Origin of the sequence: Acidovorax sp. Root70 (genome assembly GCF_001428225.1) — a bacterium.
GTDB lineage: Bacteria > Pseudomonadota > Gammaproteobacteria > Burkholderiales > Burkholderiaceae_C > Acidovorax.
This window is the reverse complement of sequence record NZ_LMHQ01000031.1, coordinates 336272-349780: the sequence shown is the minus strand read 5'-3', so window position 1 is coordinate 349780 and position 13509 is coordinate 336272. Positions and strand designations below refer to the sequence as shown.

The 13509-nt window shown below is 65.1% G+C and carries 10 protein-coding genes; 1 reads left to right on the top strand and 9 read right to left on the bottom strand.

Features of this window, described 5'->3' with window-relative positions:
- Nucleotides 1-91: 91 nt before the first annotated feature.
- From ASD94_RS21300 to ASD94_RS21260, 9 genes are all read right to left on the bottom strand, one after another.
- Entirely contained in the window at nucleotides 92-1087 is a 996-nt protein-coding gene (locus ASD94_RS21300) for a tripartite tricarboxylate transporter substrate binding protein (protein WP_199226529.1), read from the bottom strand.
- A gap of 348 nt (nucleotides 1088-1435) precedes the next feature.
- Nucleotides 1436-2419, bottom strand: a complete 984-nt coding sequence (locus ASD94_RS21295; protein WP_056647447.1) for a tripartite tricarboxylate transporter substrate-binding protein — start codon at nucleotides 2417-2419, stop codon at nucleotides 1436-1438.
- 365 nt (nucleotides 2420-2784) lie between these two features.
- Nucleotides 2785-4032: a phenylacetate--CoA ligase family protein gene (locus ASD94_RS21290; RefSeq protein WP_056647444.1), complete on the bottom strand. Its 1248-nt coding sequence runs from the start codon at nucleotides 4030-4032 to the stop codon at nucleotides 2785-2787.
- Nucleotides 4033-4255: 223 nt separating this feature from the next.
- On the bottom strand, nucleotides 4256-5068 hold the full coding sequence (locus tag ASD94_RS21285; protein ID WP_015012347.1) for an ABC transporter ATP-binding protein: 813 nt from the start codon (nucleotides 5066-5068) through the stop codon (nucleotides 4256-4258).
- Nucleotides 5069-5295: 227 nt separating this feature from the next.
- Nucleotides 5296-6624, bottom strand: a complete 1329-nt coding sequence (locus ASD94_RS21280; protein WP_056647441.1) for an ABC transporter substrate-binding protein — start codon at nucleotides 6622-6624, stop codon at nucleotides 5296-5298.
- A 125-nt stretch (nucleotides 6625-6749) separates the two neighbouring features.
- The gene (locus ASD94_RS21275; RefSeq protein WP_056647439.1) at nucleotides 6750-7826 is read right to left on the bottom strand and encodes a branched-chain amino acid ABC transporter permease; all 1077 of its coding nucleotides are present in this window, start codon (nucleotides 7824-7826) and stop codon (nucleotides 6750-6752) included.
- Between the two features lie 25 nt (nucleotides 7827-7851).
- On the bottom strand, nucleotides 7852-8781 hold the full coding sequence (locus ASD94_RS21270; protein WP_056647436.1) for a branched-chain amino acid ABC transporter permease: 930 nt from the start codon (nucleotides 8779-8781) through the stop codon (nucleotides 7852-7854).
- 15 nt (nucleotides 8782-8796) lie between these two features.
- Entirely contained in the window at nucleotides 8797-9582 is a 786-nt protein-coding gene (locus tag ASD94_RS21265) for an ABC transporter ATP-binding protein (protein ID WP_056060064.1), read from the bottom strand.
- A 35-nt stretch (nucleotides 9583-9617) separates the two neighbouring features.
- Complete coding sequence (locus tag ASD94_RS21260; protein WP_056647433.1) at nucleotides 9618-11564, bottom strand: long-chain fatty acid--CoA ligase; 1947 nt, start codon at nucleotides 11562-11564, stop codon at nucleotides 9618-9620.
- 181 nt (nucleotides 11565-11745) lie between these two features.
- Between ASD94_RS21260 and ASD94_RS21255 the strand changes: the two genes are divergently transcribed.
- A complete protein-coding gene (locus tag ASD94_RS21255; RefSeq protein ID WP_056647431.1) occupies nucleotides 11746-13506 on the top strand; it encodes an AAA family ATPase in 1761 nt (586 codons plus the stop codon).
- Nucleotides 13507-13509: the final 3 nt, after the last annotated feature.

The following is a 13509-nucleotide window of genomic DNA, read 5'->3' as shown; positions in this document are numbered from 1 at the left end:
GGCACCGTCCCGCAGCGGCCGCGGAGCCTTCTCACAAGCCCGGCCCCCCGGTCGACAACGGATGCGCTGGTGGCCGGGCATCCCGGAGCCATCAATCCACCTTCGCCCCCGACGTTTTCACCACCTGCGCCCACTTCTTGTGCTCGTTGTCGATGTGCTTGGCAAATTCGGCCGGGGTATTGCCGCCAGGGATGGCACCCTGGGCCAGCAGCCGCTCCTTCATGGCGGGTGTGGCCAGTGACTTGGCGACTTCTTGCTGGATGCGGTTGACGATGTCGGCAGGCGTGCCTGCAGGTGCCAGCAGGCCGAACCAGGAACTGGCCTCGTAGCCTTTGAGCGTGGGGCCTCCCGCTTGCTCGACCGTGGGCACATCGGGCAGTGCGCCCGAGCGCTCGGAGCTCGTCACGGCCAGTGCGGTGAGTTTGCCGGCTTTGATCTGCGCCATGGACGAGGGCAGGTTGTCGAACATCACGTCCGCGTTGCCCGCCACCATGTCCATCAGTGCTGGGCCGGAGCCGCGGTAGGGCAGGTGCAGCATGAAGGTGCCGGTCATGCTCTTGAACAGCTCGCCGGCCAGATGGATCGATGTGCCGTTGCCGCTGGAGGCCATGTTCATCTTGCCGGGGTTGGCCTTGGCCACGCGGATGAAATCCTGCACGTTGTGAATGCCCTGGGCCTTGGCCTTGTCGGCGTTCATCACCATCACATTGGGCACGGCCGCCACCATGGTGATGGGCACAAAGTCCTTGATGGGATCGTAGGGCAGCTTGGCGTACAGCGCGCGGTTGATGCCGTGGGTGCCCACGGTGCCCATCAGCAGGGTGTAGCCGTCGCCGGGTGACTTGGCCACGATCTCGGCACCCACGTTGCCACCCGCGCCTGCGCGGTTGTCCACAATGAACTGCTGGCCGAAGGCCTTGGACAGCTCGGGCGCCATGGCGCGGGCCAGGATGTCGGTCGTGCCGCCGGGCGCAAAGGGCACCACGATGCGCACGGGCTTGGTGGGCCATGCCCCCTGGGCGCGCGCCATGGTGGGCAGCAGCGCCGCCGCGCAGGCCAGCGCAACGGCGCTGGCGGCCAGGACCATCACCTGGCGACGACGCGCGCGGAGTGGGTGCGCAGCGGCTGCGGCATCCGATGAGCGGGGTGAGCGAGTGGGGGCGTGGAGGGGAGTGCGTGCCATGGGGATCGGTCCTTGATGTCGGGGAGAAGAGAAAGGTCTGCTGGGGTTCTACGCGCGTTGTCGCAGTGGGGGCAGATGGATAACCCCAATCCTGGTGGCGCAGGACATCTGCGGCGTGCAATCTCGCGCGCACAGTCCGATCAACAGACCACTACACGCCCATGAAAAAAGCCGCAACGCGTCGTGCGACGCGGCGGCTTTGGAGAGGGGGCTGGCAGGGCTGCGTTCAGGCCCCTGCCGGTTGCGGGAGGATCAGTCCGCGTAGGTGCCTGCGGCCTTGATGACGGCGCCCCACTTGTCGATCTCGGCGGCCACAAACTTCTTGTGTTCGGGGCCTTCGATGCGCTTGTCGGTGATGACCACGGCGCCCAGGGCTTCCTGCTTCTTGATGAACTCAGGGTCCTTCAGCGCGACCTTGAGGGCGTCGTTGATCTTCTTTTGTACGTCGGCTGGCGTGCCCTTGGGGGCATACAGGCCATGCCAGATGCTCACATTGAAGTCCTTCAGACCCGATTCGGCCAGGGTGGGCAGGTCCTTGAGCGCAGGGGTCGTAAGGCGCTTGGCGGTGGTCACCGCGTAGGCCTTGACCTTCTTGCCTTCGATCTGGCTGGTGGTGTTGGTGGTCTGGTCGCACAGCAGGTCGATCTGGCCACCGATCAGGTCGGTGATGGCAGGGGCCGTGCCCTTGTAAGGCACATCCGTCATATCGGTGTGCAGCGCAGACTTGAACATCAGGCCGCACAGGTGCGACGCCGCGCCCAGCCCGGCGTTGCCCAGGTTGATTTTGCCCTTGTTCTGCTGGATCCAGGCGGTCAACTCCTTGAAGTTGTTGGCAGGCATGCTGGGGCGAGCGATCAGCGTCATGGGCACTTCGTTGACCATGCCCAGGTATTCAAAGTCGTTCGGTACGCTGAACGACAGCTTGCGGTACAGCGCGGGCATGGTGGACATGCCGATGTGGTTGAGCAGCAGCGTGTAGCCGTCCGGGTTGGCGCGGGCCACGCGGGCGGCACCGATGGAGCTGCCTGCACCGGCGGTGTTGTCCACCACCACGGTGCCCAGCGGCTTGCGCAGCGCTTCGGCCAGGTCGCGGGCCACGCGATCAGTAGGACCGCCAGCCGCAAAGGGCACCACGAGTGTGATCGTCTTGTCCTTGGCGGGGAAGTCCTGCGCGTGGGCGCCAAAGGCGGCCACTGCAGCGGCAGCGACGAGGGCGAGTTTCAGCGTTGTTTTCATGGGTGCTCCTGTAAATGACGGGCCATGATAGCGAGGGGCATTTTCAGGAGCATTGCGGATAGTACGTAGCACACGGTCAGCATGGTCTTTAAGAAAAAGAGCCTTGTAGCGCCCATGATTATTGGTTGTATTGCTATCAATAAAGTAGCTTTACTAGGGTAAACACTGCGACGGGCGCGGTGACCAAACCTGCATTTCTTGCGCTGCCGCAAACCTCGGTGCACCACTGCATCGAATGTTGTGTGCGCACCTCTTTGGGGTGTGTTGCACGCAGGGCCCATCACCGCGCGGACCCGTGCCGCACCGTGGTGGGCCCTGAGAACGTGTTCACGATCCGAGATCGCAAACACGTTCCAAGAGGCTGCTTACTTGTAGCTGCGTGCGTCTTCGATGACCTTGCCATCGTTGGGCAGGGCGCCCGGGGGCAGCATCTGCACCTCGCCGCGCAGCTTGGTCACTTCGCGGATGGCATCGCTGAGCTGGTGGGCCAAGCCTGCGGCAGTCTCGGTGGTCTCGACCTGCAGCACCATCTGGTCGTTGGCCATCTCGCCGCTGACCACCAGGCGTGCGCGCAGCACCTGCGGAAAGCGCCGCGCAATGGCGGCCACCTGGCCGGGGTGCACGAACATGCCGCGCACCTTGGTGGTCTGGTCGGCCCGGCCCATCCAGCCCTTGATGCGGGTGTTGGTGCGGCCGGTGGGGCACTGGCCGGGCAGCACGGCGGACAGGTCGCCGGTGCCAAAGCGGACCAGCGGGTAGTCGGGGTTGAGCGTGGTGATGACCAGCTCGCCCACCTCGCCCTCGGGCACCGGGTCACCGGTGCCGGGGCGCACGATCTCGACGATCACGCCTTCGTCCAGTACCAGGCCCTCGCGCGCCGAGGTTTCGTAGGCGATCAGGCCCAGGTCAGCGGTGGCATAGCACTGGTAGCCCGCGATGCCTCGCTCGGCGAACCAGTCGCGCAGCGACGGCGGAAAGGCCTCGGCCGAGAGCAGCGCCTTGGTCACGGTGGGCAGCGCCACGCCCATCTCGGCCGCTTTCTCGACGATGATCTTGAGGAAACTGGGCGTGCCGATGTAGCCCGCAGGTTGCAGCTCCGCCATAGCCTGCACCTGCTGCTCGGTCTGCCCCGTGCCGCCGGGGAACACGGTGCAGCCCAGCGCGTGCGCGCCGGTTTCCATCATCGAGCCTGCGGGTACGAAGTGGTAGCTGAAGCTGTTGTGGATCAGCTCTCCGCTGCGAAAGCCAGCCGCGTGGATCGCACGCGCCATGCGCCAGTAGTCGCGCCGCGTGCCCTCGGGCTCGTAGATGGTGCCGGGGCTGGCAAACACGCGCGTCATGCCGGGCCCAAAGCCCAGCGCGCTGAAGCCGCCAAACACGTTGCTGGCGCGGCCCGCCTGCTGGCGCTCCAGCAACTCGTACTTGCGCGTGACCGGCAGCTGCGCCAGCGCCGCGCGGCTGGTGACGGTCGATGCGTCCACGCCCGCCAGGATGCTGGCAAAGGCCGGCGACGCCTTCTGGGCATGGGCGATCTGCTGCGGCAGCGCGGCCATCAGGGCCGCTTCGCGCTCTGCGGGGCTGCGGGTTTCCAGGGCGTCATAGAACGTGCTCATGCCTGGGTTTCCTTGTGAGGTTGTTTGAGTGAAATATGCCTTTAGCGCTTTTCCATCAAGCGTAAGCAGCTATGAAATTGAGAGTGATTTCTTTGGAGATCTGAAAAAGAACACGGCCTTGGTCGCCCGCGCTACCCCACCAGCGCACCCGTGGAACTGGCTTTGCCAGGCCACCGGGTGCGTCCCCCTGAGGGGGAAGGCGCGCAGCGCCACAGGGGGCATGTCAGGCCAACCAGCGCTTGCGCCGCTTGTAGCTTTTGACATCCTTGAAGCTCTTGCGCTCGCCGCCGCCCACGCCCAGGTAGAACTCCTTGACGTCCTCGTTGTTGGCCAGGTCGCTGGCAGCGCCGTCCATCACCACGCGGCCGCTTTCCATGATGTAGCCGTAGTCCGAATACTTCAGGGCCATGTTGGTGTTCTGCTCGGCCAGCAAGAAGGTCACCTTCTCCTTGGTGTTCAGGTCCTTCACGATGTTGAACACTTCTTCCACGATCTGTGGCGCCAGGCCCATGGAGGGTTCGTCCAGCAGCACCATGCTCGGGTTGGCCATGAGTGCGCGGCCGATGGCGCACATCTGCTGCTCGCCGCCCGATGTGTAGGCCGCCTGTGAGGTGCGGCGGGTCTTGAGGCGTGGAAAGTAGTTGTAGACCTTCTCCAGGTTGGCCGCGATCTCGGCCTTGCTGGTGCGGGTGTAGCTGCCCGTCATCAGGTTCTCTTCGATGGTCAGGTGGGCAAAGCAGTGCCGCCCCTCCATCACCTGCACCACACCGCGCTGCACCAAGTCGGCGGGCGAGAGGTTTTCGATGCGTTCGCCGCGCAGCTCGATGCTGCCCTTGGTCACCTCGCCCCGCTCGCCCTGCAGCAGGTTGGAGATAGCGCGCAAGGTTGTCGTCTTGCCCGCCCCGTTCCCCCCCAGGATGGCCACGATAGAGCCCTCGCGCACCTGCAGCGAGACGCCCTTGAGCACGAGGATCACGTGGTTGTAGATGACTTCGATGCCGTTGACGTTGAGAACGATGTTGCTGTTGGAGTCCATGGTCTTGCCTTCCTGTACCAATCCAAAAGGCTGTGGGTCAACCCTTTGGATTGGCGGCTGCTCCCGAGAGCGCAACCGCGAATCACTGGCCGTTGAAACGGTCGCAGCCTGAAATACCAGTGCCACCGTGCAAGGGCCGCCCCGCCGCACCGGTGGCGTCCCCCTTCCCGCAGCGCGAAGCGCTAAGAGAGAAGGGGGAAGCGGCGCAGCCGCTCAGGGGGATGAGCTCAAGACTGGCAGTCCGCTGCTTCGCGGCGTGTCATCTTCTTGTCGGCCAGGTACTTGTCCGCACCCGCCTTGATCATGGGCTTCAGGATCTGCTCATCGGCCTGGTACCAGTCCGACGAGAAGTTCCACTTGCCGCCGTCCCAGGTGTGCACGCGCGCCCAGGTGGAGCCCATGTGGTCGGCGCAGCTGGTGGACAGCGGACGCATCACGCCGCCAAAGCCCAGCGCGTCCAGCTTCTTCTGGTCCAGGGCCAGGTTTTCCATGCCCCAGCGCACTTGTTCGCCGGTCATGACCTTGCCCTTGCCAAAGCGCTCCTGTGCGCGGCGCACCGACTCGACGGCCAGCATCTGGATGATCACGCCGCGCGTGTACAGCACCGAGCCCACTTCGTCCTTGGGACCCGTGCCCTGGCCCTTGTCGTGCACGTTCTTCAGGATGTCCTGGATCACCTTGGGCTGCTGGCCCGAGGTGTTCAGCGCCAGCGCGTTGTAGCCCTTGGCGCCTTCGCCCACGTCACGCACATCGGGTTCGGCACCTGCCCACCACACGCCGTACATTTTGTCGCGGGGGTAGCCAGTGGCCTGGGCTTCCTTCAGGGCGGTGGAGTTCATCACGCCCCAGCCCCACAGCAGCACGTAGTCGGGACGGCTCTGGCGCACTTGCAGCCAGGTGGCCTTTTGTTCCACGCCAGGTGCGGTCACGGGCAGCATCTGCAGCTCAAAGCCGTGCATCTTGGCGCGCTCCTGCAGCAGCGGGATAGGCTCCTTGCCGAACGGGCTGTCGTGGTACACCAGCGCGATCTTCTTGCCCTTGAGCTTGTCCAGGCCGCCATTGGCCTTGCCGATGTGCTGGATCAGGATGTCGGCACCGGTCCAGTAGCTGCCCATGAAGGGGAAGTTCCACTTGAACGCCTGGCCGTCCTGCGCCACCGACAGGCCATAGCCCAGCGTCATCAGCGGGATCTTGTCCACGGGGGCCTTTTCGGTCAGCGCAAAGGTGATGCCGGTGGCCTGGGGGTCGAACAACGAGACGCCGGGGCGGCTCTTCAGGCGTTCATAGCATTCCACGCCCCGGTCGGTGGCATAGCCCGTTTCGCATTCTTCAAAAGTCAGCTTCACACCATTGATGCCGCCGTCGCGGGCGTTGATCATCTTGATGTAGTCCTGCTTGCCGTTGGCCCATGGCACACCGTTGGGTGCGTACGGACCCGTGCGGTACGACAGCAGCGGGAAGAACTGCTCCTTGGCTTGCGCGAAGGCGCTCGTCGCGACGGACGAGGCACCGGCAGCAACCACCGCAGCGGCGATCACGATTTTCGAAAGCTTCATGGATGTCTCCTTTGAATGAATGTGTTGAAGCACGGGGAAAACAGGACGGATGGACAGTTAACGCGGCAATGCGGCAGGGGCGAATCGGGAATTGCGAGTAAGGGGTTTCCTGCAATACCGCCCGGTCAATGGGGGAAGGGCCACAGGCGCAGCTTCTGCTTGGCGGTGGACCACAGCTTGGCCAGGCCATGGGGTTCCACGATCAGGAACCACACGATCAGCGCACCGAAGATCATCAGTTCGGCATGCGACACGCCCGCCGTGGACACCTCGATGCCAAAGAGTCCCATGAAGGCGGGCAGGAACTGGTTGAGCACGATGGGCAGCACCACGATGAAGGCCGCGCCAAAGAAGCCGCCCATGATCGAGCCCAGCCCGCCGATGATCACCATGAACAGCAGGCGGAACGAAATCTCCACCGAGAAGGCTGCTGGTTCCCAAGCGCCCAGGTGCACAAAGGCCCACAGCGCACCGGCCATGCCCACGATGAAGGAGCTGACGGCAAACGCGCTGAGCTTGGCGTACATGGGGCGGATGCCGATCACGGCCGCGGCCACGTCCATATCGCGGATGGCCATCCACTCGCGGCCAATCGCGCCGCGCACCAGGTTCTTGGCCAGCAGGGCCACGATGACCAGCAACGCCAGGCAGAACAGGTACTTGCTGGTGGCGCTTTCGATGGGCATGCCCAGCACCTGCAGGTTGTTGACCGACACCGAGCCCGAATCGGAGTTGTTGGTGAACCACTTGATGCGCAGGAACATCCAGTCGCTGAAGAACTGTGCGGCCAGCGTAGCCACAGCCAGGTACAGCCCCTTGACGCGCAGGCTGGGCAGCCCGAACAGGATGCCGAAGAACGTGGCGCACAGCCCGCCCAGGATCAAGGCAGGAATCAGCGGCATGCCCGGAAAGCGCACGAAGAAGTTGTAGGCCCCGTAGGCGCCCACGGCCATGAACGCGCCGGAGCCCAGCGAGATCTGCCCACAGTAGCCCACCAGGATGTTCACTCCCAGGGCTGCCAGCGCCATGATGACGAAGGGGATCAGGATGGCGCGGAAGATGTAGTCGCTGGCCAGCATGGGGACAGCGATGAAGGCAATGGCCAGGATGATCCCGATGGCCAGGCGGTCCTGTGCGATCGGGAAGATCTGCTGGTCAGCGCGGTAGCTCGTCTTGAACTGGCCGTTTTCGCGGTAGAGCATGGAAGTCTCCTGTTGTTCTTATGGGTTACACGCGATCGATAATCTTCTCGCCGAACAACCCCTGAGGGCGGAACAGCAAGAACACCAGCGCCAGCACATACGCAAACCAGATCTCGATGCCCCCGCCCACGAACGGGCCCAGGTACACCTCGGAGAGCTTCTCGCCCACGCCGATGATCAGCCCGCCGATGATGGCGCCGGGCACCGAGGTGAGGCCGCCCAGAATCACCACGGGCAGGGCGCGCAGCGCCACGGTGGTCAGCGAGAACTGCACGCCCAGCTTGCTGCCCCAGATCATCCCGGCCACCAGGGCCACGACGCCCGCCACGCACCACACGATCACCCAGATGCGGTTGAGCGGGATGCCAATGGATTGGGCCGCCTGGTGGTCGTCGGCCACGGCGCGCAGGGCGCGGCCGGTGGAGGTCTTCTGGAAGAACACCGACAGTAGGGCCACCAGTGCGGCGGCGATGGCGGCGGCGATCACGTCTTCCTTGTTGATCAGGATGCCGCCCTGGAACATGGACTCCAGCGCGAAGATGGGCTCCTTGGGCATGCCCACGTCGATCTTGTAGATATCGCTGCCAAACAGCGTCTGGCCCAGGCCTTCCATGAAGTAGGTGATGCCCAGCGTGGCCATGAGCAGCGTGGCGCCTTCCTGGTTCACGAGGTGGCGCAGCACCAGCTTTTCAATCAGCCAGGCCACCACAAACATGATGGCGCCCGCGATCACAAAGGCCGCCAGGTTGGCCACGATGGGGCTGCTGATGCCCGTCCACTTGGGGATCCACTCGGCAAAACGGGCCATGGCCAGCGCTGCGAACAGCACCATCGCGCCCTGCGCAAAGTTGAACACGCCCGAGGCCTTGTAGATCAGCACAAAGCCCAGTGCCACCAGTGAATACAGCATGCCGGCCATGAGGCCGCCGATCAGTGTTTCGAGAAAGAATGCCATGTTGTCGTCTCCTGATCAGTGCGAGGTGCCGAGGTAGGCACTGATCACGTCTTCGTTGCTGCGCACTTCGTCGGGGCTGCCGTCGCCGATCTTCTTGCCGTAGTCCAGCACCACCACCCGGTCGCTGATGTCCATCACCACGCCCATGTCGTGCTCGATGAGCACGATGGTCGTGCCGAACTCGTCGTTCACGTCCAGGATGAAGCGGCACATGTCCTGCTTCTCTTCCACGTTCATGCCGGCCATGGGTTCATCGAGCAGCAGCACCTGCGGCTCCATGGCCAGGGCCCGGCCCAGGTCCACGCGCTTTTGCAGGCCGTAGGGCAGCTGGCCCACGGGGGTCTTGCGGTAGGCCTGGATTTCGAGGAAGTCGATGATGTGTTCGACGTATTCGCGGTGGCGGATCTCCTCGCGCTCGGCCGGGCCGATGCGCAGCGCCTGCATCAGCAGGTTGCTTTTGATCTTGAGGTTGCGGCCGGTCATGATGTTGTCGATCACGCTCATGCCCTTGAACAGCGCCAGGTTCTGGAACGTGCGGGCCACACCCATCTCGGCCACTTGGCGCGAGTTCATGTGGTCAAACGTCTTGCCTCGGAAGGTGATGGAGCCTTCGGACGGCGTGTACACGCCGTTGATGCAGTTGAGCATGGAGCTTTTGCCCGCACCGTTGGGGCCGATGATGGCGCGGATCTCGTGCTCTTTCACGTTGAACGAGATGTCGGTGAGCGCCTTCACGCCGCCGAACCGCAGGCTGATGTTCTTGACGTCGAGGATGACGTCGCCGATCTTCTTGGTGGTCATGGTGGGGGGCTTCTCCAGCGGGTAGAGCGCGGGCTTCATGCGGCACTCTTCACAGGCGCAAAGGTCTTGGTGTCCGACAGCTTGAGCGTGGCGCTCACGCTGCCCGTGCGGCCGTCTTCAAACTTCACCTGCGTCTCGATGTACTGCTCGGTGCGGCCTGCATACAGTGCATCCACCAGCACGCCGTACTTGTCGGCAATGAAGCCGCGGCGGACCTTGTTGGTGCGGGTGAGTTCGCCGTCATCGGCATCCAGCTCCTTGTGCAGCACCAGGAAGCGGCTGACTTGGCTGCCCGCGAGCATGGCGTCGGTGGCCAGGTCGGCGTTGACCTTTTCGATGCACTCGCGGATCAGCTCATACACCTCGGGCTTTTGGGCCAGGTCGGTGTAGCCAGCGTAGGGCAGGTTGCGGCGCTCGGCCCAGTTGCCCACGGCGTCGAAGTCGATGTTGACCATCACGCAGACCTTCTCGCGCTTGTCGCCCAGGGCCACGACTTCCTTGATGTGCGGGAAGAATTTGAGCTTGTTTTCCACGTACTTGGGCGCAAACATGGCGCCGTCGTTGGCGCCGCCCAGGATGCGGCCCACGTCCTTGACGCGGTCGATGATCTTGAGGTGGCCGTGCGCATCCAGAAAGCCCGCGTCGCTGGTGTGGTACCAGCCATCCGCCGTCAGCACCTCGGCCGTGGCGGCGGGGTTCTTGTAGTACTCCTTGAGCAACCCGGCCGACTTGACCAGGATCTCGCCGTTGTCGGCGACCTTGATCTCGACGCCACGAATCGGCACGCCCACGGTGTCGGCGCGCGCCTGGTTGTCGGGCTGCAGGCACACGAACACGGCGGTTTCGGTGGAGCCGTACAGTTGCTTGAGGTTGATGCCGATGGAGCGGTAGAAGGTGAACAGGTCGGGGCCGATGGCCTCGCCCGCCGTGTAGGCCACCCGCACGCGGCTGAACCCCAGGTTGTTGCGCAGGGGGCCGTACACCAGCAGGTTGCCCAGCGCGTACTTGATGCGGTCCAGGGTGCCCACAGGCTCGCCGTCCATCAGGGCCGGGCCCACGCGCTTGGCAACGGCCATGCAGGCCTCGAACATCTTGCGCTTCAAGGCGCCAGCGTCTTCCATGCGGATCATCACGCTGGTGAGCAGACCTTCAAAAATGCGGGGGGGCGCAAAGTAGTAGGTGGGCCCTACTTCTTTCAGGTCGATGGTCACGGTGCTGGCTGACTCGGGGCAGTTGACTACGTAGCCGCAGGCCAGCCACTGCGCGTAGCTGAAGATGTTCTGGCCGATCCAGGCGGGTGGCAGGTAGGCCAGCACTTCTTCGCCGCTGGTGAGCTTGTCAAATTCGGCGCCCGCGCTGGCGCGGTCCAGCAGCGTGCTGTGGGTGTGCACCACGCCCTTGGGGTTGCCCGTGGTGCCCGAGGTGAAGAACATCGCGGCCACATCGCCGGGCTGGGCTTTGGCCACCTCGGCCTTGAACCAGCCGGGGTTTTGGGCTGCAAAGGCCTTGCCGGACTCGATCAGGGCGTCCAGCGAGGCGAGGCCGGGCTCTGCGTAATTGCGCAGGCCGCGCGGGTCGTCAAAGTAGATGTTGGAGATCTGCGGGCATTGCTCGCGGATTTCGAGCAGCTTATCCACCTGCTCCTGGTCTTCCACCAGGCAAAAGCGCACTTCGGCGTTGTTCAGCGGGAAGATGCATTCGGCTGCCACCGCGTCCTGGTACAGCGGCACGGGGATGGCGCCCAGCGACTGCGCGGCCAGCATGGTGGCGTACAGGCGGGGGCGGTTGGCGCCCACCACCACCATGTGTTCGTGGCGCTTCAGGCCTGCGAGGTGCAGGCCGGCGGCCACCTGTTCCACCAGGCGCACCAGGTCGGCCCAGCTGTGGGTTTGCCAGATGCCATATTCTTTTTCGCGCAGGGCCGGGGCGTCGGGGCGCTCGGCGGCGTGCTTGAGCAGCAGTTGCGGGAACGTGGTCAACATTGCTGGTTCCTGAAAGTGAGAAGGTGTCAGCCCGGTGACTGCCGGGTGCGCAAGCTTGTGTTTGCGCGATGGGGGAATGCTAGGACCCACTTTGACGCCATCTTGTCTTGCCGACGACAATTTAGGGGTAACTCCCGGGTGGGTAAAACCCTGCCCATGGGCGGGCGGTATCCTCCGGGGCATGTACGCCCCGTTCTTCGGCCTTCAGCACCCGCCGTTCTCCATCGCCCCAGACCCCCGCTACCTGTTCATGAGCGAGCGGCACCGCGAGGCGCTGGCGCACCTGCTGTACGGGCTGGATGCGGGCGGCGGTTTTGTGCTGCTGACGGGTGAGGTGGGGGCGGGCAAGACCACGGTGTGCCGCTGCTTTCTGGAGCAGATCCCGCCGCACTGCAACGTGGCCTACATCTTCAACCCCAAGCTCACGGTGGGCGAGCTGCTGCGCTCTATTTGCGACGAGTTTGGCGTGCCGCACCAGCCCTCGGTGGCCGGGGTGGAAACGGTCAAGGATTACATCGACCCGCTCAATGCCTCGCTGCTCGCTGCGCATGGCGCCGGGCGCAACACCGTGCTGATCATCGACGAGGCGCAGAACCTGTCGGCCGACGTGCTGGAGCAGTTACGCCTCTTGACCAACCTGGAAACCAGCGAGCGCAAGCTGCTGCAGATCATCCTCATCGGCCAGCCCGAGCTGCGCACCATGGTCGCCAGCCCTGCGCTGGAGCAACTGGCCCAGCGCGTGATAGCGCGCTTTCACCTCGATGCGCTGAGCGCGCAGGAAACCCAGCAGTACATCGCCCACCGCCTGGCCGTGGCGGGTCTGCAAGGGCCGCAGCCCTTCAGCCGCAGCGCCCTGCGGCGGGTGCATGCGCTGTCGCGCGGCATCCCCCGGCGCATCAACCTGCTGTGCGACCGGGCGCTGCTGGGCGCCTACGCGGCCGGGGTGCGCGAGGTCAGCGCCCGCATCGTCCAGCGTGCGGCGGCTGAGGTGTTTGATGCGCCCGCGTCGGCCGCTGCGGCGCGCAGCGCGCGGGGCCAGTGGCCCCGCTGGGCGGTGGCCAGCCTGGGCGTGGCGGCGGGTGCCGCCCTGGTGGCGGGCGGCTGGGCATTGGGGACCTGGCCGCAATGGTCTCGGCAGGGCGTCGTGTCATCCGCCGCGCCTGCGGGCGCCATGGCCAGCAAAACATCTGCCAGCGCGCCATCATCCACCGCCCCACCCAGCAGTGTTGCCAGCACGGCAGCGGTTACAACGCCCACGGCGCCAACGGCAGGGGCTTCGGCCCCGCGCGGTGCGGCGCCGGTGGCCATGTCGGACCTGCAGCAGTTTGTGGCCGCACTGCCCGCCAGCGACAACGCGGCCTGGCAGACGCTGGCCTCGGCCTGGGGGGGCAGCGTGGCCGAAGGTGCCGATGCCTGCGCCGCCTTGCCGCGCGACGGCCTGCGTTGCTACCGCAACCGCCGCGCGGGCCTGAACCTGGTGCGGCAGATCGACCGCCCAGTGCTGGTCACGCTGTTCCCGTCCGAAGAGGGCGATGTGGCGGTGTCGGCCGTGCTACGCCGTCTGGACGGCGACATGGCCACGCTCGAAGGCGCGGGCCGTACGGTGCGTGTGCCGGTGGCCGAGCTGGCGCAAGTGTGGCGTGGCGACATGGCCACGCTGTGGCGCACGCCGCCCGACATGCCCGACAAGGGCGACCTGGCGGAGACCGCTGCCGGCGCCGCCTGGCTGGACCAGCAGCTGGCCACGGCTGCGGCCGGTGGCTCGCGCGCTGGCGCAACGGCAGTCGGCCGTGCGATTACGCCGGCCCAGCGCCAGACACGCATCCAGCGCTTCCAGCTGGCCCAGGGGGTGACCCCGGACGGCCGTGCGGGGCCCTTGACCCTCATGCTGCTCAACCGTGTCAACGGCGTGAGCGAACCGCGCTTGCGCACCGGAGGCTGAACC